17 protein-coding genes are annotated in these 23,817 nt (G+C 72.3%); 4 read left to right on the top strand and 13 right to left on the bottom strand.

Going from position 1 to position 23,817, the window contains the following annotated elements; genetic code table 11:
* Positions 1–80: 80 nt before the first annotated feature.
* The 3 genes from IE264_RS28840 to pyrG form a co-directional block, all read right to left on the bottom strand.
* Positions 81–2,225, bottom strand: a complete 2,145-nt coding sequence (locus tag IE264_RS28840; RefSeq protein WP_015607675.1) for a tetratricopeptide repeat protein — start codon at positions 2,223–2,225, stop codon at positions 81–83.
* A 195-nt stretch (positions 2,226–2,420) separates the two neighbouring features.
* The gene (locus IE264_RS28835; RefSeq protein ID WP_032758247.1) at positions 2,421–3,047 is read right to left on the bottom strand and encodes an NUDIX domain-containing protein; all 627 of its coding nucleotides are present in this window, start codon (positions 3,045–3,047) and stop codon (positions 2,421–2,423) included.
* A gap of 90 nt (positions 3,048–3,137) precedes the next feature.
* The gene (gene pyrG / locus IE264_RS28830) at positions 3,138–4,793 is read right to left on the bottom strand and encodes a CTP synthase (RefSeq protein WP_032758246.1); all 1,656 of its coding nucleotides are present in this window, start codon (positions 4,791–4,793) and stop codon (positions 3,138–3,140) included.
* A gap of 445 nt (positions 4,794–5,238) precedes the next feature.
* On the opposite strand from pyrG, the gene IE264_RS28825 reads away from it, so the two are divergent.
* Entirely contained in the window at positions 5,239–7,041 is a 1,803-nt protein-coding gene (locus IE264_RS28825; RefSeq protein WP_032758245.1) for a glycoside hydrolase family 15 protein, read from the top strand.
* Positions 7,042–7,100: 59 nt separating this feature from the next.
* On the opposite strand, the gene IE264_RS28820 is transcribed toward IE264_RS28825, so the two are convergent.
* Positions 7,101–7,931 (bottom strand): aminotransferase class IV family protein, encoded by an 831-nt coding sequence (locus tag IE264_RS28820; RefSeq protein WP_032758243.1) that lies wholly within the window; start codon positions 7,929–7,931, stop codon positions 7,101–7,103.
* A 60-nt stretch (positions 7,932–7,991) separates the two neighbouring features.
* Here IE264_RS28820 and IE264_RS28815 point away from each other — a divergent pair, with 60 nt between their 5' ends.
* Positions 7,992–8,336, top strand: coding sequence for a MerR family transcriptional regulator (locus IE264_RS28815; RefSeq protein ID WP_032758242.1), 345 nt, complete (start codon positions 7,992–7,994; stop codon positions 8,334–8,336).
* A 41-nt stretch (positions 8,337–8,377) separates the two neighbouring features.
* Here IE264_RS28815 and IE264_RS28810 read toward each other — a convergent pair whose 3' ends face one another.
* From IE264_RS28810 to IE264_RS28775, 9 genes are all read right to left on the bottom strand, one after another.
* Positions 8,378–10,720 carry an arylsulfatase gene (locus tag IE264_RS28810; RefSeq protein WP_190167726.1) on the bottom strand — a complete coding sequence of 781 codons (2,343 nt, stop codon included), beginning with the start codon at positions 10,718–10,720 and terminating at the stop codon, positions 8,378–8,380.
* Positions 10,717–12,540 carry a sulfatase gene (locus IE264_RS28805; protein WP_032758240.1) on the bottom strand — a complete coding sequence of 608 codons (1,824 nt, stop codon included), beginning with the start codon at positions 12,538–12,540 and terminating at the stop codon, positions 10,717–10,719. Before IE264_RS28805 ends, IE264_RS28810 begins: the two co-directional genes overlap by 4 nt.
* Positions 12,537–13,472 (bottom strand): formylglycine-generating enzyme family protein, encoded by a 936-nt coding sequence (locus IE264_RS28800; RefSeq protein ID WP_032758239.1) that lies wholly within the window; start codon positions 13,470–13,472, stop codon positions 12,537–12,539. The genes IE264_RS28805 and IE264_RS28800 overlap by 4 nt, the downstream gene beginning before the upstream one ends.
* Positions 13,469–15,349: an ABC transporter ATP-binding protein gene (locus tag IE264_RS28795; RefSeq protein WP_051821894.1), complete on the bottom strand. Its 1,881-nt coding sequence runs from the start codon at positions 15,347–15,349 to the stop codon at positions 13,469–13,471. Before IE264_RS28795 ends, IE264_RS28800 begins: the two co-directional genes overlap by 4 nt.
* Positions 15,350–15,366: 17 nt before the next feature.
* A complete protein-coding gene (locus IE264_RS28790; RefSeq protein ID WP_032758420.1) occupies positions 15,367–16,251 on the bottom strand; it encodes an ABC transporter permease in 885 nt (294 codons plus the stop codon).
* Positions 16,252–16,256: 5 nt separating this feature from the next.
* A complete protein-coding gene (locus IE264_RS28785; protein ID WP_015607692.1) occupies positions 16,257–17,201 on the bottom strand; it encodes an ABC transporter permease in 945 nt (314 codons plus the stop codon).
* Position 17,202: 1 nt separating this feature from the next.
* Positions 17,203–18,801 carry an ABC transporter substrate-binding protein gene (locus IE264_RS28780; protein WP_032758238.1) on the bottom strand — a complete coding sequence of 533 codons (1,599 nt, stop codon included), beginning with the start codon at positions 18,799–18,801 and terminating at the stop codon, positions 17,203–17,205.
* Between the two features lie 329 nt (positions 18,802–19,130).
* The gene (locus IE264_RS38745; protein WP_319349079.1) at positions 19,131–19,202 is read right to left on the bottom strand and encodes a putative leader peptide; all 72 of its coding nucleotides are present in this window, start codon (positions 19,200–19,202) and stop codon (positions 19,131–19,133) included.
* 100 nt (positions 19,203–19,302) lie between these two features.
* Positions 19,303–20,550 carry an ROK family transcriptional regulator gene (locus IE264_RS28775; protein WP_032758236.1) on the bottom strand — a complete coding sequence of 416 codons (1,248 nt, stop codon included), beginning with the start codon at positions 20,548–20,550 and terminating at the stop codon, positions 19,303–19,305.
* Between the two features lie 535 nt (positions 20,551–21,085).
* Between IE264_RS28775 and IE264_RS28770 the strand changes: the two genes are divergently transcribed.
* Positions 21,086–22,036, top strand: a complete 951-nt coding sequence (locus IE264_RS28770; RefSeq protein ID WP_015607695.1) for a TauD/TfdA dioxygenase family protein — start codon at positions 21,086–21,088, stop codon at positions 22,034–22,036.
* Positions 22,037–22,172: 136 nt separating this feature from the next.
* A complete protein-coding gene (locus IE264_RS28765) occupies positions 22,173–23,798 on the top strand; it encodes a PucR family transcriptional regulator (protein WP_032758234.1) in 1,626 nt (541 codons plus the stop codon).
* Positions 23,799–23,817 lie beyond the last annotated feature (19 nt).

The following is a 23,817-nucleotide window of genomic DNA, read 5'->3' as shown; positions in this document are numbered from 1 at the left end:
ATCATAAATGGAGACGCCACGAACGAGCGCGGCAGAGCCAGTCTAATGAAGGACTTCGCGCTGTCTAGCCTTACAAAGCATTAACTTTCTGTCGAAGCACTGCGGATTTCGTAGGCAGAACCCTCCTCACCCAGCAATCTGTCGGCAGCGGACCTGTGCAGCCTGGCCGCCGCCGGATCGCCGAGCCGGTCCAGGGTGTCGGCCAGCCGGAGCTGCAGCGCCGCCTGAAGCCGCACGTCATCGGCGCGACGGGCCAGCTCGGCCGCCTCCCGGCAGGTGTGCAGCGAGTCGTGCGGCCGCCCCGCGTACTCCTGCACCCGGGCGGCCTCGCTGAGCGCCCGCGCCTGGGCCGCCAGGTCGCCGAGCCTGCGGTGGCCCGCCGCGGCGGCCCGCCAGTTCCGCAGCGCCTCGCCGTACCGCCCGGCGTAGCTGTGCACCGCGCCGAGCCGCCCGTAGAGGCGTGCCTCGTCCGCGCGCTCCCCCTGGGTGAGGCGCTGGGCGAGCGCCCGGCCGTACCAGTCGGAGGCCCGGTGGTAGTCGCCGAGCTCGGCGTACGTACTGCCTACGGATTCCATCGCGCGGCCCGTCGCGTACAGGTCCCCGGCGGCCCGTCCGGCATCCAGCGCGGCCCGGTAGCGGGTCAGGGCGTCCCGGGGGCGGCCGGTGCGGGCGTCCAGGTCGGCCAGGTTCAGCAGCGCCGCCGCCTGTTCGCGGGGCAGATCGCGGCGGACGGCCACGTCCAGGACCAGGCCGTGCAGCCCGTACAGCTCCGGGGCGGCTGCCTCGGTGCCCCGGTGCACGGCCAGCGCCCGCACCAGGGCGGCGACCAGCCGCCGGGCCAGGGTGTCGAGCTCGCCGTCGGCCACCGCGAGCCGGGCCGAGGCGAGCAGGGCGGGCTGGCGCAGCAGCAGCCAGACACCCGCCTCCTCCGCGCTGGGGAAGCGCAGGGAGCGTGGCAGCCCGGCGAGCTTGCGGTGGGCGGTGGAGCCGTCGGCCTCGGTGACCGCCCGGCAGGCCTGGAGCCGGCGCACGGTCCGCTCCAGCATCCGGGCGCGGGCCAGCTGGATCTCGGCGGGCCGGTCCCGGTCCTCCAGGAGGGCCCGCAGCATCGGGGCGAGGCAGCCGGGGATCCCGTACTGGGGGTGGGCGGCGCCGTCCGTCCGCAGGAGCCCGAGCCGCACGAAGTCGTCCAGCGTCGACTGGGCGGCCGAGACCGAGCAGCCGGCCAGCGCGGAGGCGGTGTGGGCGTCGGCGAGCCCGGCGGGCGCGAGGGCGAGGAGGCGCAGTATCCGGGCGGCGGCCTGCGGCAGGGAGTCGTGGACGAGCCGGAGGGCGCGGGCCAGCGGGCGGGCCCCGGTGGGCTGCTGCTCGCCGGAGTCGGGGAGTTCGTGGAGCTGCTTGGTGACGTCGGCGACGGAGGCCATGGGGTGGGCGGCGAGCCAGCCGCCGATCAGGGCCAGCGCGGCGGGCTGTCCCCCGCACTCCTCGGAGAGGCTCTCGGCGGTGCGCGGGTCGACGGTGATGCGGACCTGGCCGATGGCGCGGGCGAGCAGCTGGACGGCGGCGCCCGCCTCGAGTCCGCCGATGGTGCAGGGCCGCACGTCCGGGATTCCGGTCAGCGGGCCGGTGGCGACGGCGACGACCAGGCAGTCCGGGTTCTCCGGGAGCAGCGGGTCGACCTGTTCGGCGTCGGCCGCGTCGTCGAGGAGCAGCACCAGCCGGCGTACGGCGAGGGCCTCGCGGACCATCTCGGAGAGTTCGTCCTGGTCGGCGCCGGGCGGGACGGCGAGCCCCAGCAACCCCAGGATCTCCCCGGCGGTGCGTTCGGTGGGGACGGGTTCGCCGCCGGGTTCGGTGAGGCCGACCCGGAGCACCCCGTCGGGGTAGTCGCCGGAGCCCGTACCGGGAACGGCCCAGGGCAGCGCGCCCGTTCCGGATTCCGGTCCCGAGGCGTCGGCCGGGGCCGTACCCGTACCGGTGAGGGCGCCCGCGAGTTCGGCGGCGAGTGCGCTGCGGCCGGAGCCGGGGCGGCCGGCGATGAGCAGGACCCGGGCGCGGGGGGTCTTGCGGCCGGCCAGGGTGTCCAGGCCGGCCCGTTCGATGTCCGCCCGCAGGGCCTTCAACTCGCGTTCCCTGCCGAAGAATCGGGGCGGGGCGGCGCCGGGCGGCTCCTCGGTCCCCGCAGCTTCGGCCGGGCCGCTGGTGTCCACCGCCTGATCGGTCACGGGCCACGCTCCACTTCGCTGCACGCGGTGCCCGCCGGAACTCCGGTCGGGGCCTTTCGAGCGTAGTTCAGCGGTGGTGTGGATCACTGCGGAGCGGGGCGGAGCACGGGAGAACATCCCCCGATCGGATCAGCATTTCTTACGATCGTCCGACCGGAGGATGGATGGAGGGGGTTGGGGGGAGCGGACGGGCCGTCAGGCCTCGAACGGCCGGGCCGGCCAGGGCGCCTCGGCCGGGCGGAGCGAGTCGACGCCGTCGCCCGCGAGGACGGCGGTGAGCGCGAGGGCGCCGACGACCAGGCAGTTGTTGTGCAGGTCCCCCGCCAGCACCGAACGCACCAGCTCGGGCAGCGGAATGCGCGCCTGCTCCATGTCGGCCTCCTCCTCGGAGACCGCGAACCGCTCGCCCTCCACGTCGGAGAGGCCGCGGGCGAGGAAGATCCGTACGGCCTCGTCGCAGCCGCCGGGCGTGGTGTAGACGTCGGTCAGCACTCGCCACTCCTCGGCCTTGACGTGCGCCTCCTCGTACAGCTCGCGCTGGGCGGCGTGCAGGGGGTTCTCACCGGGGACGTCGAGCAGTCCGGCGGGGATCTCCCAGAGCCGCTGGCGGACCGGGTGGCGGTACTGGCGTACGACGAGGACCTGATCGTCCTCGTCGACCGCGAGGATCGCGACGGAACCGGGGTGGACCTGGTAGTCACGGCCGTGGACGGAGCCGTCGGGCATGACCACCTGGTCGGTGCGGACGCTGGTCTTGTTGCCGGTGAAGGGGGTGACGGTCGCGGTGACCTGCCACTCCTCGGGCGTGTCCTGGATACCCATGTGCGTCCTCCCACGTACCACGTACAAAACGAGAAACCGGGGCACGTATCCGTCAGGATCCGTACCCCGGTCAACCGTAATGCCTCGGAACTACTCGGCCGCGCCGACCTTGCGCGCGACGGCCGCCTTCACCAGACCCGCGAAGAGCGGGTGCGGGCGGGTCGGGCGGGAGCGGAGCTCGGGGTGGGCCTGGGTGGCGACCAGGTAGGGGTGGACCTCGCGCGGGTACTCCACGTACTCGACGAGCTTGTTGTCCGGGGAGGTGCCGGAGAAGACCAGTCCGGCCTTCTTCTCCAGCTCACTGCGGTAGGCGTTGTTGACCTCGTAGCGGTGGCGGTGGCGCTCCTCGACGTAGGGCTCACCGGCGTACGCCTCGCGCACGAGGGAGCCCTCGGCGAGCTTGGCCGGGTAGAGGCCGAGCCGCATGGTGCCGCCGAGGTCGCCCGCGCCCTCGACGTAGGCGAGCTGCTCCTCCATGGTCGAGATGACCGGGTGGGAGGTGGCGGCGTCGAACTCGGTGGAGTTGGCGTCGGGGATCTCGGCCAGCGAGCGGGCCGCCTCGATCACGATGCACTGGAGGCCGAGGCAGAGGCCAAGCAGCGGGACCTTGTTCTCGCGGGCGTAGCGGATGGCGCCGACCTTGCCGTCGACACCGCGCTCGCCGAAGCCGCCCGGGATGCAGATCGCGTCGACGTCGCCCAGCTGCTCGGCGGCACCGGCCGCGGTGCGGCAGTCGTCGGACGTGACCCACTTGATCGTGACCCGGGCCTTGTTGGCGAAGCCGCCGGCGCGGATGGCCTCGATGACCGAGAGGTAGGCGTCGGGCAGGTCGATGTACTTGCCGACCAGGGCGACGGTGACCTCGTGGTCGGGGTTGTGGACGCGGTCCAGGAGGTCGTCCCAGGTGGTCCAGTCGACGTCCCGGAAGGGCAGGTCGAGCTTGCGGACGACATAGGCGTCCAGGCCCTCGGTGTGGAGCACCTTGGGGATGTCGTAGATCGACTTGGCGTCGATCGCGGCGACGACCGCGGCTTCGTCGACATCGCACATCAGCGAGATCTTGCGCTTGATGGAGGTCGGGACCTCACGGTCGGCGCGGAGCACGATCGCATCCGGCTGAATACCGATGTTGCGCAGAGCGGCGACCGAGTGCTGGGTCGGCTTGGTCTTCAGCTCGCCGGAGGGGCCGATGTAGGGCAGCAGCGAGATGTGCACTACGAAGACGTTGTCGCGGCCGACCTCGTGGCGGACCTGGCGGACGGTCTCCAGGAACGGCAGCGACTCGATGTCGCCGACCGTGCCGCCGACCTCGGTGATGACGACGTCCACGTCGTCGGTGGCCATGCGGCGGATGCGGTGCTTGATCTCGTTGGTGATGTGCGGGATGACCTGGACGGTGTCGCCCAGGTACTCGCCGCGCCGCTCCTTGGCGATGACCTGCGAGTAGACCTGGCCGGTCGTCACGTTGGCGGAGCCGTCGAGGTCGACGTCGAGGAAGCGCTCGTAGTGGCCGATGTCCAGGTCGGTCTCGGCGCCGTCGTTGGTGACGAACACCTCACCGTGCTGGAAGGGGTTCATCGTGCCGGGGTCGACGTTGAGGTAGGGGTCGAGCTTCTGCATGGTGACCCGCAGGCCCCGTGCCTTCAACAGGGCACCCAGGCTGGAGGCAGTCAGACCCTTGCCGAGGGAGGAGGCGACACCCCCGGTGACGAAGATGTGCTTGGTCGTCGTGGATGTGGGCTGCATAGCCAAAGGGGGCTCCCGTGGTCGCGGTTGTGAGGTGCGTACCGGCTGCCGAACCGGAGACTCCGGGGCGCCGTCGCTGCGGTTCGGGGGCCTCGTCCGCTGTCGGATACGACCACCGGTCCACGGGCTACCAGGGTAACAGCGACGAGGGGAGGCTGCTTCCGGCCACACCCTGCACAGGGGCGTCACACCATCACCCCAGTCGTTTCACGTCCCACCCGATCAGCTCAGAGATGTTGCGGGGACCGTCGCGCGGATCTTCGTACCGCGTCGTATCCTGCTCGGACACTCGCTGCCGAGACGGCCGGGCAGCGGCACCACTTGGGCCCGCTACCGGTACAGGAACTCGTCGGTTCCTCCAGGGTGAAAACCCTACGACCCAACGACCCCATACCCCAGTAAGCGCCCCGGTCGGGGCGACATGGCCGTTCGACTGGAGACGCACGTGGCCGGGCGCATCGAGGATTACGCACTCATCGGAGACATGCAGACCGCTGCCCTGGTCTGCCGGGACGGCACGGCGGACTGGCTGTGCCTTCCCCGCTTCGATTCGCACGCCGTCTTCGCGGGACTGCTGGGCACCGAGGAACACGGCTTCTGGCGGCTGGCTCCCGCGCGGGCGGAGGGAACCGAGCCGCTCCACGCGGACCGGCGCCGCTACCGGGGTGACTCCCTCATCCTGGAATCGGAGTGGGACACGCCGCGCGGCACCGTACGGGTGACCGATTTCATGCCGCCGCGAGACGGGGCACCGCAGCTCATCCGGATCGTGGAGGGCGTCAGCGGCCGGGTGCCGATGCGCTCGGAGCTGCGTATGCGGTTCAGCTACGGCCGGGTCACGCCGTGGGTGCACAAGGTCGACAACCGCACGGTCGCCGTCGCCGGGCCGGACTCCGTCTGGCTGGACACCGAGGCGGACACCTACGGCAAGAACCTGACGACCTACTCCGACTTCACCGTCGGCCCCGGCGACCGGGTGGCCTTCACCATCAGCTGGCAGCCCTCGCACCACGAGCCGCCCGCCCTCCCCGACCCGGAGGGGTCCCTGGAGGCGACCGAGCTGTTCTGGCGCGAATGGGTCGATCAGTGTACGTACCACGGTCCCTACCGGGAGGCCGTCGTCCGCTCGCTGATCACCCTGAAGGCGCTGACGTACGCGCCGACCGGTGGCATCGTCGCCGCGCCGACCACCTCGCTCCCCGAGGAGATCGGGGGCGTACGGAACTGGGACTACCGCTACACCTGGCTGCGGGACGCCGCGATCACCCTCTCCTCGCTGCTGCGCACCGGCTACCGCGAAGAGGCCCGGGCGTGGCGCGAGTGGCTGCTGCGGGCGGTGGCGGGTGACCCGGAGAACCTCCAGATCATGTACGGCATCGCCGGCGAGCGCGAGCTCGGCGAGGCGGAGCTGGACTGGCTGCCGGGTTACGAGAACTCCGGCCCGGTCCGGGTCGGCAACGGCGCCGCCAACCAGCTCCAGCTCGACGTCTACGGCGAGGTCACCGAGGCGCTGCACCTGGCGCACATGACCGGGCTGACCCGCAACGACTACGCGATGGGCCTCCAGCTCAAGCTGATCGAGTACCTGGAGAAGCACTGGGAGGAGCCGGACGAGGGCATCTGGGAGGTGCGCGGGCCGCGCCGGCACTTCGTGCACTCGAAGGTGATGGCGTGGGTCGCGGTCGACCGGACGATCAAGCTGGTCGAGTCCGGGGACGTCGAAGGCCCGCTGGAGCGGTGGTACGAGCTCCGCGACGACATCCACCGGGACGTCTGCGAGCGCGGCTACGACAAGGAGCGCAACACCTTCACCCAGTCCTACGGGTCGAAGGAGCTGGACGCCTCCCTGCTGCTCATCCCGCAGATGGGCTTCCTGCCGCCGGACGACAAGCGGGTCATCGGCACGATCGAGGCGATCCAGCGGGAGCTGTCCACGGAGGACGGCTTCATCCTCCGCTACCCCACCGAGGGTGAGGAGGCGGGCGTCGACGGTCTGGCAGGCGACGAGGGCGCGTTCCTGGCCTGCTCGTTCTGGATGGCCGACGACCTCGCGATGATCGGCCGGGTCGACGAGGCGCGCCAGCTGTTCGAGAAGCTGCTGGCGCTCCGCAACGACCTGGGCCTGCTGGCCGAGGAGTGGGACTCCAACCTGCAGCGCCAGGTGGGGAACTTCCCGCAGGCGTTCAGCCACGTTCCGCTGATCGACACGGCGCTGCGGCTGACGGCGAGCGGTGCGTACGTGGGCTGAGGCCCGGTTCGTCGTGTCGGTGGCTGCCCCTGGTTCCTCAGGGGCGGCCACCGTGCGTTTCAGGGTGCGGTGGGCGGCTCGGCCTCGTACGCGCGGTGGAGCAGCTCCAGGAAGCGTGGGGCGGCGGGCAGTCCGGTGGTGCCGATGCGGTGGACGGGTACGCCCGGGGTCCAGGAGTTCATGACGGCCGCGCCGGCGAGGGCGGGGAGACCGCCGGGGGTGACGGGCGCGACCCGTTGCCCGATTCCGAGCCGGTCCAGCTGCCGGCGGACGATGCCCAGGGTCGTTCCGGTCAGGATCCGGGCCTCGGGCCACACCACCGAATCGCCGTCCCAGAACACCAGGTTCCAGATAGTCGCCTCGCTGAACCGGCCCTCCCGGTCCAGGAAGGCGGCGTCGTCGTAGCCCTCGGCCACGGCCCGGCGGAGGAGGTGCGTCTTGGCCACCTCGCCGACGTGCTTGACGTGCGGCAGGAACCGTTCGTGTTCCGTCGCCGCCAGCGCCAGCGGGCCGCCGGGGCCGGAGGACGGCGGTCCGGTGCGTACGAGGAGTGCGGGTTCCGCGTCGGCCGCGGTGAACTCTCCGGCCGGTGAGTACACCGTGGCCGTCAGCGAGAGGTCGGCCGGTCCTTCGCGGGGTGCGGTACGGACATGGGCCAGGAGCGCGGTACGCAGGTGGGAGCGGACCAGGTCCTCGGGCAGGGCCCGGCCGAACAGCTCCACCGACGCGGCCCGCAGCCGCTCCAGGTGGAGGTCCAGGCCGCGGATCCGGCCGCCGCGGATCTGCATCGCGGTGAAGTGGGCGTGGCCCGTGAAGGCGAGGGGCGCGAGATCGTCGGTGGTCGCGGTCCGGCCGTTCAGGTGGACGAGGGTCGGGGAATCTTCGCTCATGGGCGGGACGTTAGGGCTTGACACCGGTGACAAGGTCAAGCGCGGACGGGCGGGGGAAACATGCTGATCGGGGAGTTGTCCCGGCGGACGGGCGTCAGTGCGCGGTCGTTGCGGTACTACGAGGCGCAGGGGCTGCTGGCGGCCGGGCGCGGGGCGAACGGCTACCGCGCCTACGACGAGGGGGCGGTCCTCTCCGTGGCGAAGATCCGGGCGCTGCTGCGGGCCGGTCTGTCCACCGAGGTGATCCGGGAGGTGCTGCCGTGCGCCCGGGGTGAGCAGCCGGGGTTGGACTGGTGTGCGGAGCTGCGGGAGATCCTCGACGGGGAACTGGCGGCGATGGACGAGCGGATGGAGGCGCTGCGGCGCAGCCGGGGGGCGTTGGCGGGGTTGTTGACGGAGGGGTGACGGGACCGGCCCCCGGCTGTTGTGCCGGGGGCCGGGATGCGTCACTCGAAGGCCGCTGCCGCCTGCTTGAGCGCGGCGGCCACCGCCTCCGGTGAGTCGGGGCCGGGCTCCCCGGGGGTGTAGGTGACCGAGCGCAGGACGCCTCCGTAGCGGAACGAGCGGTGGCGTTCGAACAGCGGCCAGGAGACCGGGGACTTGCGGTCGATGCCGACGCTGATGCCCTGGAACGGGGCCATGCCGATGAGCTGGTGGACGCTGGGCGGGGTGGCCCGCACCTCGCCGTCGACGCTGACGGTGAACGACCAGCGCAGCCCCTTCTCCGCCGTGGCGGTGAGGGCGACGACGTGTTCTCCCGGCGCGAGCGGTCCGGCGTCGGTCTCGTGCAGGACGCCGTACTCGTTGTACGCGAGGTGCAGCCGCCCCTCCTCGACGTACAGGCTGTAGCCGCCGCCCTGGTCGCCGTGGGAGACGAGCACCCCCTCCCCCGTCCCGTCGATGACGACGGTGATCTCGAAGGAGCGCAGGGAGACCAGTCGGGAGGAGCGGTAGCGCTCCAGCTCCGGGGTGCCGGGCAGCAGGGTCAGCGGGCGGGTCAGCCGTTGCTCGGCGGGGTTGCGGCGAGCGAGGGCGCCGCTGCCGTCGGGGAGCGGGAAGACCCCGTTGCGCCAGGCGGCCGCCTCCCATGCCTCCGACAACTCCTTGACCAGGCCGGGGTGTTCGGCGGCGAGGTCGTGGATCTCGGTGGGGTCGGTGCGGATGTCGTAGAGCGCCCACTCGGAGTCGTCGTAGGGGGTGCCGGGGCGGTGCAGGGTGACGAGCTTGTGGCCGCCCCGGTAGTAGCTGCGGTTTCCCGTCATCTCGCAGTACTGCTCGGGGTGGGTGGAGGCGTGGTCGGGGTCGGCGAGTACGGGGGTGAAGCTGATGCCGTCCGGTTCCTGGAGGGTGACCCCGCGCCGCTCGGCGGGGCGCTCCAGCCCGGCCAGCCTCAGGAGGGTGGGGGCGATGTCGGTGACGTACTGGTACTGCGTGCGCACCCCGGGGGCGAGCAGCCCTTCGCGGGCGCCCCTGGGCCAGGACAGGACGAACGGGACGCGGACCCCGCCGGCGTACGTGTGCCCCTTGTAGAGCCGGAAGGGGGTGTTGGAGGCCATGCCCCAGCCGCGGGGGTAGTGGACCAGGCTGCGCGGGCCGCCGATGAGTTCCGGGTCGCGGTCGACGTCGGGGGTCCAGTCGCCGGGGAGGGCGGGGTGGTGGACGAAGCGGCTGAAGTAGGAGCGGGTGCCCTCGGCGCCGCCCTCGCCGGTGCCGCCGTTGTCGGAGGTGAAGACGATGATGGTGTTGTCGAGTTCGCCGAGCGCTTCGAGGGTGTCGGTGAGCCGGGCCAGGTTCTGGTCGATGTTGTCGACGAGCGCCGCGTACACCTCCATGTACCGGGCGTAGAGCTTCTGTTGCTCCTCGGTGAGGCTGCCCCAGGCGGGGACGTCGAGCCCGGCCTCGCTGTTGCGGTCGGGCAGTTCGGTGCCGGCCGGGAGGAGGCCGGCGGCGAGCTGGGCGGCGAAGCGCTTCTCGCGCAGGACGTCCCAGCCCTCGTCGTAGCGGCCCTTGTGGCGGGCGATGTCCTCGGCCTTGGCCTGGAGCGGGCCGTGGACGGCGTTGTGGGCCAGGTAGAGGAAGAACGGCTTGTCGGGGTCGTGGGCGCGGAGCGACTTCACCATGGAGATCGCCTGGTCGGTGATGTCGTCGGTGTAGTAGTAGTCGTCCGCGAACTCGTCGATGTCCAGGGGGCTGTTGTCGCGGACCAGTTGGTGCGGGTGGAAGAGGCTGGTGAGCCCTTCCAGGACGCCGTAGTACTGGTCGAATCCCTTGTTCAGCGGCCAGTTGTCCCGGTCGTCGGCCGCGTTGGAGGCGGAGTCGCGGACCAGGTGCCATTTGCCGACGGCGTAGGTGGCGTAGCCGGTGTCGTGGAGCAGCTCGGCGAGGGTGGGGATGTCGTCGGCGATCTCCATGCCGTAACCGGGGAAGCCGGGGTCGGAGTTGGCGACCATGGAGTAGCCGACGCGGTGCGGGTTGAGGCCGGTGAGCAGGGCCGCGCGCGCCGGGGAGCAGAGCGGCATGGTGTGGTAGTTGGTGAGCCGGACGCCCTCGTCGGCCAGGGTGTCGAGCGTCGGCGTGGCGATTTCGGAGCCGAACGGGCCGATGTCGCTGTAGCCCATGTCGTCGACGAGGACGACCACGATGTTGGGGGCCTTCTCACCGGGGGCCGTGCGCGGCGGCCAGGACGGCTCCGACTCGGCGAAGGTGCGGCCGATCCGTCCGGGGAAGCCGTCGTAGGGGTCGCGGCGGGTGGGGGTGGCGGTGGGGTCGGCGGTGGGGTCGGTGGTCATCGGCTGGGCTCTCCGTCGTGGCTGGGGTGGTGGTCCGATGCGGGGAACAGACGGGCCAGTTCGTCGGCGATCGCAGCCAGTTGGGGCCGGGCCGGGTGGCCGGTGAAGGCGGCGATCTGGAGCAGGGTGGAGCCGCCCCGGACGGTCAGCAGCTCGGTGTCGAGCAGGCCGGGGACGATCCGGCGGACCGCGTCGGCCGCTGCGGGCTCGGCGAGCAGTTCGGCCAGGGGCGTACGGAGGTTGAGCGCGCCCTCGGTGAACTCGTTCGAGCGGGCGGCCGGTTGGCGCCCGGCCTCGGCCCGCTCGCGCTGGGCGTCGACCAGCAGGTGGGCCTCGGTGACGTCCTCGGGGGCGTACGGGAGTCCGAGGCGGGTGTACTGGTCGGCAGGGGCGTCGTTGGCGCGCAGCCGTTCCACCAGCAGCCGGGCCATCCGCAGCTCGACGGCGGTATCGCTGACCGGCTTCTCCTGGAGCGGGTCGGCCTCCAGGTCGAAGAGGAGCGTGCCGAAGCGCTGCGGCCCCAGGGGCGGGGAGGGGTGGGCGGGGACACGGAGGGTGGGTACGCCCTTGGTGAAGGGGAACGGTTCGGCCAGGGTCAGCCCGGTCAGCTCCTCGGGGGTGAAGCGGCCCCGGATACGGGTGGGCATCAGCGTGTGCTCGTACAGCGGCTGGTTGGTGTCGTCGTGGCAGGCCCGCATGTAGACGTACCGGCCGTCGGTGATGTTGACGTGCCCGCCGAACATCCCGAACAGGGCTGATTCCCTGGGGTGTTGTGCGTCAGCCGTTTCGCTCAGCGGGCGGCCCTGCATGTCCGGCGGGAGTTCCGCGCCGAAGAAGTCCAGCAGGGTCGGGGCCAGGTCGATGGTCTGCACGAGGGCCGCGTCACGGGTTCCGGCGCGGTCGGGGCGGCGTGGGTCGTGGACGAAGAGCGGGGTGTGGACCAGCTCGTTGTACCAGGGGGTGACGACCTTGGCCCACCATCCTTTCTCGCCCAGCAGATAGCCGTGGTCGGTGCAGACGACGAGCAGCGTGTCGTCCCAGAGCCCGTGCTCGTCCATCGCGTCGAGGACCCGGCCGAGCGAGTGGTCGCACATGGAGAGCAGTGCCGCGTACTCGTAACGGGCGTGCCGTTCCTGCTCCTTGGTCTCGGTGACCCGGTTGTAGTCGGGCCAGTCGAAGTGCGGGCCCTCGTAGTCGTGCGGGTAGAGGTCCTTGTAGTGGTCCTGGGTGAAGAAGGGCTCGTGCGGGTCGAACGTCTCGATCTGGACGAACCAGTCGTCCTCGGCGCGGTTCGTCCGCAGGAACTCCAGGCCGGCGTCGAAGGTGAGGGTCTGCGGCTGCTTGGCCTCGGTGTCCAGGTACTGCCGGTTGACCCAGTCCTGGCGCCAGAGGTCGTTGCGGGTGGCGCGCGGGGAGTCGGGGATCTCGGGGTCGGCGACCTGCCCCTTCCAGGCGTCGCCCTCCTGGCCCCGGAAGAACTCCCAGGAGTTGTAGCGCCCGTGGTAGGTCGCCCCGCCGTCCTCCCAGTAGTGCTGGTGGTCGCTGACGAGGTGGGTGTAGACGCCGTGCCGCTTCAGGATCTCGGGCATCGAGTCGTCGAAGGGTTCCAGCGGCCCCCAGCCGCGGTGAAGGAAGTTGTGCCGCCCGGTGTGGAGTTCGCGGCGGGCCGGCATGCAGGGCATGGAGCCCGCGTAGCAGGTGTCGTAGGTGACCGTACGTTCCGCGAGGCGGCGGAAGTTGGGGGCGTGGGTCCAGTCGGCGCCGTACGGGGGCAGCAGGTGCCGGTTGAGGCTGTCGAACATCACCATGACGGCCTTCACGCGGTGGCCCTTTCTTTTGTGGCGCCGGCCGGTGCGAGGTCGCGGGCGCGGCGGAAGCCGCCGTGGCCGGTCGAGGAGTCGGGGGTGTTGTGGGAGCGGGCGGCGACCCGGTAGCGGTTGCAGTACGAGGTGTGGCAGAGGTAGGAGCCGCCCCGGATGACGCGCTCACCGGGCCCGAAGGCGTCGGCGCACCACTCCCAGACGTTGCCGGAGGTGTTGTGGAGGCCGTAGCCGTTCGGTTCGTACGCGGTGACGGGTACGGTGCCCGTGCGCCCGCCGGGCCGGTCCGAGCGGTGCGGGAAGCGGCCGAGCCAGGTGTTGCACATCTCCCGGCCGCCCGGGGTGAAGTCGTCGCCCCACGGATAGCGGGCGCCGTCCAGGCCGCCGCGTGCCGCGTACTCCCACTCCGCCTCGGTGGGCAGCCGGGTCCCGGTCCAGTCGCAGTAGGCGAGGGCGTCGTGGTACGAGATGTGGACGACCGGGTGGTCCGCGCGGTCCGCCAGGTCGGAGCCCGGCCCTTCCGGAGCGGCCCAGGACGCGCCGGTGACGCCGAGCCACCAGGGGGCGCCGGGCACCCGGCCGAGGACGTGGCGCTCGGCGGCCTTCGGGTGGAGCAGCAGGTGGAAGACGTAGCTGCTGCCGTAGCGCTCGGCGTCGGTGCGGTAGCCGGTGGCGTCCGCGAAGGCCGCCCAGTCGGCGTTGGTGACGGCGGTGGTGTCGATGGCGAAGGGCGCCACGGTCACCTCGCGCACCGGCCCCTCCCGGTCGGCGAGGTAGCCCTCGCCGAAGGCGTCGCCCATCGTGAAGGTGGAGCCGGGGAGTTCGGCCATCCGTCCGGTCTCGACGGTGGCCGGTCGGCGTACGGCCGGAAGCGGCAGGACCGCCGTGGACGCTCCCGTACAGGCGCGTCCCGGGGTGCAGCACGCGCTCATGCGAGCACCTCGGTCTTCCGGAGTGCCGGCTTTACGGGTACGGGCTCGGGCGCGGCGGCCAGCAGGGCCCGGGTGTACGGGTCCTGCGGGTTCTCGCAGATGTCGTCGGCGCTGCCGCTCTCCACGATCCGGCCCTGGTGCATGACCGCGATGCGGTGGCTGACCTGCCGGACCACGGCGAGGTCGTGGGCGATGAAGACCAGGGCGAGGCCCAGGTCGCGCTGGAGGTCGGTGAGCAGGCCGACGATCTGGGCCTGGACGGAGACGTCGAGTGCCGAGACGGGTTCGTCGCAGATCAGGACGGAGGGCTCGGGGGCGAGCGCGCGGGCGATGCCGATGCGCTGGCGCTGCCCGCCGGAGAACGAGCGCGGGTGCCGGTCGGCGACGGCCGGGTCGAGCCCGGCCAGGGTGAGGAGTTCCGCGACCCGGGCCTCCCGCTCGCGCCGGTCGCCGAGCCCGAAGGCGATCAGCGGTTCGGCGACGATCTGGCCGACCGTCATCCGGGGGTTGAGCGAGGCGTAGGGGTCCTGGAACACCATCTGGATCTGTCGGCGCACCGCGTGCAGCTCGCGGCGTGAGGGCCGGGTGATGTCCTGGCCGCGCAGCCTGACCGTGCCGCCGTCGGAGGGGTGGGCGTGTGCCAGGACCCGGGCCAGGGTGGACTTCCCCGAGCCGGACTCCCCCACGATGCCCAGGGTCTCCCCCTCGGCCAGCGTCAGGGACACCCCGTCCAGGGCGGTGAACCCGCGCCCGCGCACCCCGCGCCGCTTGTACGTCTTGCGCAGGCCGTCCGCCTCCAGGACCGGGGCCCCGGGTGCGGGGCGGTCGATCCGGGTGGGCGGGGCGGGCGCGGGCAGCGGTTCGGTGCGCCCGGCGGCGGGCAGGCAGGCCGCCCGTACGCCGTCGGTCAGCTCGACCAGCGGGGGCACCCCCGTACGGCAGCGGTCCTCCACCAGCGTGCAGCGCTCCGCGAAGGCGCAGCCGTCGCCGAGGAGGGTGAGGTCGGGCGGGGAGCCGGGGATGCCGGTGAGCCGGGTGCCGGAGGGGGCGGAGAGGCGGGGGACGGCGGCCAGAAGGCCGGCGGTGTAGGGGTGGCGGGGGCGGGTGAGGACCTCGGCGGTCGGGCCGTCCTCGACCACGGTGCCGCCGTACATGACGAGGACCCGTTCGCAGGAGCGGGCGACGACGCCCATGTTGTGGGTGATGAGGACGAGTGCGGTGCCGGTCTCCCGGTTGAGGTCGGCGAGGAGGGTGAGGATCTGCTCCTGGACGGTGGCGTCGAGCGCGGTCGTCGGTTCGTCGGCGAGCAGGATGTCGGGCTCACCGGCGAGGGCCATCGCGATCAGGATGCGCTGGCGCTGGCCGCCCGAGAACTGGTGCGGGTGGTCGTCGATGCGGCGGTGCGGTTCGGGGATGCCGACCCGTTCGAGGAGTTCGACCGCGCGGGCCCGGCGTGCGGCCTTGTCCTGTCTGCCATGGGCTCTCAGCACCTCGTCCAGGTGACGGCCCACGGTCAGCACCGGGTTCAGGGCCGTCATCGGGTCCTGGAAGATCATGCCGATGCGGGCACCGCGCACGGCGCGCAGCTCCTCGGCGCCGGCGGCGGCGAGGTCCTGGCCGTCCAGCAGGACCGAGCCGGTGGAGACGCGCCCGGTGCCGGGCAGCATCCGGGTCAGCGCGAGGGCGGTGGTGGACTTGCCGGAGCCGGACTCGCCGACGACGGCCAGCGTCTCGCCCCGGCGCAGGGTGAAGGAGACCCCGCGCACGGCCCGCAGGGCGGAGCCGTCGGGGGCGGTGAACTCCACGCCGAGGTTACGGACTTCGAGCAGTTCGGGGGCGGCCTCCCCCGGTGTGACGACCTGGGGCCGGGCGGTCATCGGCGTACCTCCCGGTGTCATCGGCGTACCTCCCGGTTGAGCGCCTCGGCGATGAGCGAGAGCCCGAGGACGAGCGCGGTCACGGTGATCAGCGGCCCGGCCGCGAAGTGCGGGGCCTGGGCGAGATAGGGCATGGACTGGCTCAGGACCGAGCCGAGCGTGGGCTCCGGCGGCCGGACGCCCACGCCGAGGAAGCTCATCGCGCCCTCGATGAAGACGGCGACGGTCAGCGAGACGGCGACCTGCACGATGAGCGGGTCGGCCGCGTTGGGCAGGATGTGCCGGACCAGCACCCGGGGGCCCGAACTGCCCCCGACCCGGGCGGCGGTGACGTACTCCCGCTCCCGCTGGACGAGGATCCCGCCGCGCAGCAGCCGCCCGAACGCCGGGATCTCGGCGAGCGCGATGACCAGGACGACGGGGAGCCGGCCGGGGCCGAGGATGGCGGTCACGGCGAGCGCCAGGATCAGGCCCGGGAAGGCCAGGATCAGGTCGAAGATCCGCTGGACGAGGGTGTCGAGCACCGGGTGTGCTGCCGCCGCCAGGGCGAAGAGGCAGCCGAGGGCCGCGCCGATGGGGACGGCGATCGCGATGATCCCGAGGTCGGCGCGGATGCCGTACAGCACCCGGCTGAGCAGGTCGCGCCCGAGGTCGTCGGTGCCGAGCGGATGCCCGGGGGTGCCGACGGCCGCGAGGCTCAGGCCGCTCTGGTCGGTGGGGCCGTGCCCGGCGACGACCGGGGCGAGCAGTCCGGCGAGGACGACCGCGCCGACGAGGACGAGACCGGTGCGGGCGCGGGCCGTGGAGAGCGCGGCGCGGTAGGGGTGGCGGGGGCTCCTGCGGGGGGCGCGGCCCGGTTTCCGCAGGGCCTCCACAGGGGCGAGGTCGGGGGTCGAGGTCATGGCGGTCACTCCCACCTGATCCGGGGGTCGAGCCAGGCGTACACGAGGTCGGTGAGCAGTTGGACGACGACGAAGACGGCGACCAGGAGGAGCAGCAGGTCCTGGACGACGGGGTAGTCGCGGCGGCTGAGGCCCTGTTCGGCGAGCTGGCCGAGGCCCGGCCAGGCGAAGATCGCCTCGACGAGCACGGCTCCGCCGAGCAGGTGTCCGGTCTGCATGCCGAGCAGGGTGACGACGGGCGGGAGGGCATTGGGCAGGGCGTGGCGCCACAGCAGCCTGCGCGGGGCGACCCCGGCGGCGGTGGCGGTGCGGATGTAGTCCTCGGCCAGTGCGCGTTCGATGCCGTCCTTGAGGTAGCGGCCGAGGACGGCGGCGCTCGGGAGGGCGAGGCAGAGGGCGGGGAGCAGCAGGTACTGCGCGGCGAGGTCGGGGGCGCCGAGGAACGACACCCGTCCGCCCGGCGGCAGCACTCCGAGGACGACCGCGAACAGCAGCACCAGCAGGACGCCGCTGACGAAGGGCGGTACGGCGAGGGCGGCGGTCGTCGTCACCCGGATCGCGCTGCGGATCCAGCCGCTGCGGGAGGTGGCGCCGAGGATGCCGAAGGCCGTACCGAGCACGATGACGAACAGCAGGGCGGCCACGGTGAGTTCGGCGGTGGCACCGAGGCCGTCGCCGATCAGGTCGGAGACCTGGCCGCCGATCGCGTACGAGGGTCCGAGGTCGCCGGTGACCAGGGAGCCGATCCAGTGCGTGTACTGGGTGAGCAGGGGCGCGTCCAGGCCGAGCCGTTCGCGGATCGCGGCGACGGTCGCCGCGTCCGCGTCGGGCCCGGCCAGCGAGGTCGCCGGGTCACCGGGGACGAGCCGCAGGATGGTGAAGATCAGGAACGAGGCCCCGAGCAAGACGAGGAGGGCGGAGGGCAGCCGCCTCAGTAGGTAGCCGCGCATGTCACACCAGGTAGGCGTCGTCGAGGTTGAGATACGAGAACTTGTTCAGGGCCACGCCGTGCAGCCGGTCGGCGTTGACCTGGACCTGGCCGCGTACGACGAGGTCGATGATGAACGCCTCGTCGAGCAGGATCCCGGAGATCCTCTCGTGCAGGGCGTTGGCCTCGGCGGCGCTCGTCTCCGGCTTCGTCCACGCCTCCTGGACGACCTTGGTGTACGCGGCGGAGCGGTACTTGGAGGTGTTCTTGGCCTCGTTGAACGGGTACGCGCTCACCGCGAGGGTGGAGGGCTGGACCTGGGCGAAGCCGTGGCCCATGGACCACAGGGCCGGCATCTGCTGCGAGATCAGCTTCTTCTGGGCGGTGGCCCCGTCGGTGGGCTCCAGGGTGGTGTGGACGCCGATCTGCTTGAGGTCGTACTGGATGGATTCGGCGATGGCGGTCTCGCCGGGCAACGCGATGTGCAGCAGGGGCAGTTCGAGCTTGCTGTGTCCGGCTGACCTGAGCAGCTCGCGGGCCTTGCCGGGGTTGTGGGTGTAGTGGGTGCGGTGGGCCTCGCTGAAGGCGGGCGAGGACCTGGGCCACGGAGCGGCGGAGGCGAGACCGTAACCGCCGAGGGTCTGGGCGAGGAGCCGGTCGCGGTCGATGGCCCAGGCGAGGGCCTGGCGGACGGTCCTGTCGTTCAGCGGGGCGACGGTGGTGTTGACGCCGAGGTAGATGGCGCCTGCCCCGGTGTCGTAGTCCGTGATCTTGAGCTTGGGTTCGCTCTTGACGACGCCCAGGCTCTTGCCGGGTACGTGGAAGGAGAGCTGGGACTGGCCGGAGCGCAGGGACGAGATCAGCGCGTCGGCCTGGGGTATCACCCGCAGTTCGACTCCGTCGAGGTAGGGGCGGTCCGGCAGCCAGTACGTGTCGTTGCGGGTCAGGCTCAGCCCGGAGCCGGGGCTCCACTTCTTCAGCCGGAACGGGCCGGTGCCGATGAGCTTCTTGCCGGTGACGGCGTCCTCGACCGTCTTCTCATCGGTGATGATCATGAATTCGAAGAGGTCGAAGAGGTTGTTGACCGGATGCGCGAGCTTCAGCACCAGCTCGTGGTCGCCGCGCTTCTCGAACCCGTTGACGGTGGCCGCAGTACTGCGCAACTGGGCGGCGCGCACGGGGTTCTGGAGGTTCTTCACGGCGAAGATCACGTCGTCCGCGGTGAAGGGGCGCCCGTCGTGGAAGGTGACGTCGTCGCGCAGCTTCAGCGTGATGCTGCGCCCGTCCTTCGCGTACGTCCACGAGGTGGCGAGCTCCGGCTTCGGGGTGAGGTCGTCGTCGTACCGGGTCAGGGTGTTGTAGATCAGCCGCTGCTGGAGGGACTGGCCGCTCTGCGCGAAGAGCAGGCCCGGGACGAAGTCGGCGTTGATCGCGAGGTTGAGGATGCCGCCGCGCTTGGGCTTGCCATCGGTCTCCTGCGGAGCGGACGAGCTCTCGGAGACCGCCGAGCGGCAGCCCGTCAGGCCCAGTCCGAGCAGCAGGGCGCTGCCGCCGCCGGCGAGCAGGGTGGAGCGCCGGGAGAGTCCGGTGGACGGGGACGGGGAGGGGTACAGCTCGGTCATCGAAGCCTGCCTGTGACAGTGAGGGACGGTGGGGTGGGGCGGAGCCGGTGCGGGCGTCGCCCATCGATTCCGTAAGGGATCCCGCAATTTATTCCGCTGCGGGAGCAATTGAACGGAGACGTAGGCGTCACCGGCGCTCAGAGCATGAGCACGGGCGTACCGGCGTACGGGCCTGCGGAGTCGGTTGTACGGGTCAGGAGCGGGTCAACCGCGAAGAAGTGGCACCTGAAGGCGCGGGAACAGCGCTGCTCACAGTGGTGCCGGGCACCGGGCCGGGTCCGTGGAACTGCTCCGCGGAACGGGTCCGTGGAGCGCGGGAGGGGTCCGGGTCAGCCGTGGACGGCACAGACCGCGCTGGCCTGTCGACAGAGGTCGACGTGCCTGCGGGAGATGAGGCGCATGTCCGGGTTCACGGGAGCAATATGACAGTGGCTTCGCCGGACGGTCAACCTGGTCTGTCCGGATCTTGGTACGAAATCACCTCCTGCCCCATACGTACGGCTAGCGCTGGGAGGCCGCCAAAGGGCTCCTGAACAGGGGATTCAGCGCGATCGTGCCCCCGGCGACGGGCAGGACGGTCATTCCGGCATGCGGACTGACGATCCGTTCGGGGTCCCCGCAGACATGGGAGAGATCGACCGCGGCGCCCCTGATCTCCTCCAGGTACTCCGGGTTGAGCAGGCTGGAGTGCTCGGTGACCACGACCAGATCGGGGTTGAGGACGTCCAGCAGCAGGGCGGTCGCCCGGCCGACCGCGCGGGCCCGCTCGCGCAGCAGCCGGTCCGCCCGCCGGTCCCCGGCCGCCGCCGCGTCCACCAGCAGGAACACATCGGCCTCGGGCACGATCCCGCGCCGCACGGCGGTCCTGGCCACCGCGATGTTGGAGGCCGTCGCCTCCAGGCAGCCGGTCCGGCCGCAGGGGCAGGTGACCGTGGAGTCCGGTACGGGCAGGTGGGCGACGTCCCCCGCACCGGAACCCGGCCCCTGGTGGACGACCCCGGCGATGCCGAGGGCCGCGTCGACCACGTTGCCGATGAAGAGGTGGACCAGGCTGCGGCGGGCGGCGGGCCGGCCGAAGAGGATCTCGGACTGGGCGATGGCGCGGGCGTGGTTGTCGATGCGTACGTCGATCCCGCCCAGGCCCCGGGAGAGTTCGGCGGCGAGCGGCCGCTGGTGCCAGCCGAGCCTGTCGTGCCGCACCGCCGTCCCGAGCGCGGGATCCACCCACCCGCCGAGCGCGGCGCCGACCCCCAGCAAATGGTGGTCGCCGGTGGTGTCGGCGAGGAAGGCGCGCAGCCCGGCGACGACTTCGCGCGAGAGGTCCCCGGGGGCGATGCCCTCGTGGGGGAAGGTTCGGCGGGCCAGCAGCCGGCCGCGCAGGTCCAGCAGACCGAACGTCGACCCGGGCACCCCGATGTGGACCCCGCCGGCCACCGGCCCGTCGCTCTCCCCGGTGTACAGGTCGACCGGGATCTGCGGTCTGCCGACACCGCTGCTCTCCACCCGTTCGGGCAGCTCACGGACGAGGCCGAGGCGGACGAGGTCGACGCACTGGCGGGATACGGCGGCGGGGCTGAGGCCGGAGAGTTCGGCGATCGACCTGCGGGCGACGGGCCCGTGGTCGAGCACCGCGCGCAGCACCGTCGCGGCGTTGGCCTCGCGGCGGCCGTCGCCGGTGGTCCGGGGGAACGGGGCGGTGACCCGCTCGGTCTGTCCGGTCGTCCGAGGGAGCTGGGGGGCGGCAGTCATGGGGCCTTCCTTCGGTCCTGCGCCACAGGGGCACTCGCAACGTTACGGCGGCGTGAAATCGCGCCGGGGCCCGCGTCCGGTTGCCGGGCGGGGTGGCCGAGCTGTCCGGGACCGCAGGGAAAACCGCTGCTCAGCGACGGTTTGACGGTGCGTTGCCGGACAGTGGCCGGGTCGTGTGCAAGCGCCGATTCAACCACCGCCGGACACCTCCCGGTCCACGGACGGGTGCTTGACGTACGCGGCGGGGCGCTGGAATTCTCCGGTCCATGTTCGCGACGGCCGTTTCCGACGCGCGGCCTGCCCACGCCGGCCGCACCGCAGTGGCGCCCCGGACGTCCACCGGGTGTCCGCGCCGCTGTACCGCCGCCTGACCGGTCGCCCTTCCGGCCGCTCGGGCCCCACGGCCCCACAGTTCCTCCTCTCCGTCGGCCCCCGCTTCACCCCTGGTTATCCAGCGGGGGCCGCCGCTCGCTCGAATTAATTTCGCTCCAAGATTAATCAATGACGGGCCTTGGCCCCCGAAAGGAACCCCACCATGTCCTCGGCAACCACCGCCCCCGCCGGCACCTCCACCCTCACCGTCCAGAAGGTCGGCGGCCGCATCGGCGCCGTCATCTCCGGCGTACGTCTCGGCGGGGACCTCTCCCCCGGGACCGTCGCCGGGATCCGGGCGGCGCTCCTCGCCAACAAGGTCGTCTTCTTCCGCGGCCAGGACCACCTGGACGAGGACAGCCACGAAGCGTTCGGCAAACTTCTCGGCACGCCGGTCGCCCACCCCACCGTGCCGTCCGCCGACGGCCGTTACTCCCTCGGCATCGACTCCGACCACGGCGGCCGGGCCAACCAGTGGCACACGGACGTCACCTTCGTCCCCGCTTACCCGGCCTTCTCCATCCTGCGCGCGGTCGTCATCCCGCCGTACGGCGGCAACACCCTGTGGGCCAACACCGCCACCGCGTACGACGGGCTCCCCGAACCGCTGCGGGTCCTGGCCGACTCCCTGCGCGCGGTCCACTCCAACGACTACGACTACGCGGCACTGCGCCCGCAGGCCCTGCCCGAGGCGCTGGAGCAGTACAAGAAGGTGTTCACCTCGACGAAGTTCCTCACCGAGCACCCGGTGGTGCGCGTCCACCCCGAGACCGGTGAGCGCACCCTGCTGCTGGGCAACTTCGTGCAGCGGATCGCCGGGCTGACCGGCAAGGACTCCCGTACGCTCCTGGATCTGTTCCAGTCGCACATCGAGCGCCCGGAGAACACCGTGCGCTGGCAGTGGCAGGCGGGCGACGTGGCGATCTGGGACAACCGGGCCACCCAGCACTACGGCGTCGACGACTCCGACGCCCACGAGCGCAAGCTGCGCCGCGTCACCATCGACGGGGACGTCCCGGTGGGCGTGGACGGCCGCTCCTCCACGCTGATCTCCCCCGAGGAGGTCCCAGACCCGTCCTTCGGCATCCCGTCCGGAGCCTCCACGGCCGCCTGAGCACGGTCTAAGGCTCGCTGGGCACGGTCCTCCCGCCTCCCCTGCCATGCGCACCCCGTGCCCCGGGCGGTAGCGTCCTGAACAGGACGACCGCCCGGTGGACGGGTGCGGAACAAGGGGAAAGCGGGCCGGGTACGTGGAGAGCCACAGCGGAATCACCGTGCAGCGGGCGCTGGAGCTGCCGGGGCTGCGGGCAGGGCTCCCGGAGGTGGTGGCCGGCGCGGACCGGCTGAGCCGCACCGTGCGCTGGGTGCACGCGGGCGAGGTGCCCAACATCGCCTCCCTCCTCAAGGGCGGCGAGCTGCTCCTCACCACCGGTCTCGGCCTCGGCACCCGCCCCGCCGAGCAGCGCGCGTTCGTCCGCCGCCTCGCCGACCGGGGGATCTCCGCCCTGGTGGTGGAGCTCGGCCCGCGCTTCAGCAGGCTGCCCGCCTCCATCGTGGACGCGGCCCGCGCGGCGGGTCTTCCGCTGGTGCAGCTCCACCGCGAGGTGCCGTTCGTCGCGGTGACCGAGGAGGTCCACACCGAGATCGTGAACGGGCACTACGCCCTGCTCCAGCAGGCGGAGGAGGTGCACCGGCGCGCCACCCGGGCCCTCCTCGACGGCGGCGGGGTGCCGCAGGTCCTCGGCATCCTCGCCGACTTCACCGCCAACCCGGTCTTCCTGGAGACGCCGGACGGACAGCTCCTGTACGCGGCATCCACGGGCACCGGCCCGGTGGGCGCGGACCCGCTCCAGGTCTGGGAGGGCATGCGCGGCGACCGGGCGGCCCGGGAGGTCCCGCCGGTGGGCGCGGTCCTGGTGGATGTGCCGGGCGGCGGTCCGGACACCGGTGCCGTACGGGCCCGGCTGGTGCTGCTCGCCGTCTCGGGCCCCCTCGCCACCGTGCACCGGATGGCGGCCGAGCGGGCGGCGGGCCTCCTCGCGGTCGTCCTGATGCAGGCCCGGCAGGAGGAGGAGCTGGCGGCCCGGGGCCGCGGCGACTTCCTCACCGACCTCGCGGAGGGCCGGATCACCCCGGAGGACGCCCCGGCCCAGGCCCGGGTGCTCGGCTTCCGGCCCGGGGACGCCCAGCTGCTCCCGGTCGTGATGCGGCTGGCCCCCGAGCTGTCGCCGTCGGGCAACTGGGCGCTGCTGGCCCGCGCGGTGCTGGAGGAGCTGGCCTCGGTCGGCGTACCGGTGCTGCTGGGCGTACGGCCCGTGGAGGGGCGGGTTCCGCTGCTGCTGGGGCTGCGCTCGGAGGGCGAGCGCACGGCGGTCGCGGACCGGGTGGCGGCGGCGCTGCGGGCGGGCGTGGGACGGGCCGGTCTCGACCGCGCCGGATCGCAGCCCCCGGTGGTCGTGGTCGGGGTCGCGGGCGGCTGGGCCGGGGCGGGCGCGGGGCTGCGGCACGCCTCGGAGACCGCCACGGCGGCGCAGGGCCTGGACGACCGGCCCTGGTACGACGCCCGGCGGCTCGACATCGATCTGCTGCTGTGGCGGCTGCGGGACCATCCGGACCTGGCGGCGTTCGTGAACCGGGCGATCGGTCCGCTGCGCGAACACGACCGCACCTCGCGCCCGCCGCTGCTGCCGACGCTCCAGGCGTATCTGGCGCACGCGGGCCGCAAGGCGGAGACCGCACGCGAGCTGCACCTCAACCGGCAGACGCTCTACAACCGGCTCGCCCGGATCGGTGAGCTGCTGGGCACGGACCTGGACGACCCGCAGACGGTCCTGGCCCTCAGCCTGGCGCTGCGGGCCCGCCGCCTCACAACCTGAGCACGGGCACTGCGGGCCC

Origin of the sequence: Streptomyces microflavus, from assembly GCF_014650075.1 — a bacterium.
Classification (GTDB): domain Bacteria; phylum Actinomycetota; class Actinomycetes; order Streptomycetales; family Streptomycetaceae; genus Streptomyces; species Streptomyces microflavus.
The sequence above is the reverse complement of the archived record's forward strand: the minus strand, read 5'-3'. Positions and strand labels throughout refer to the sequence as shown.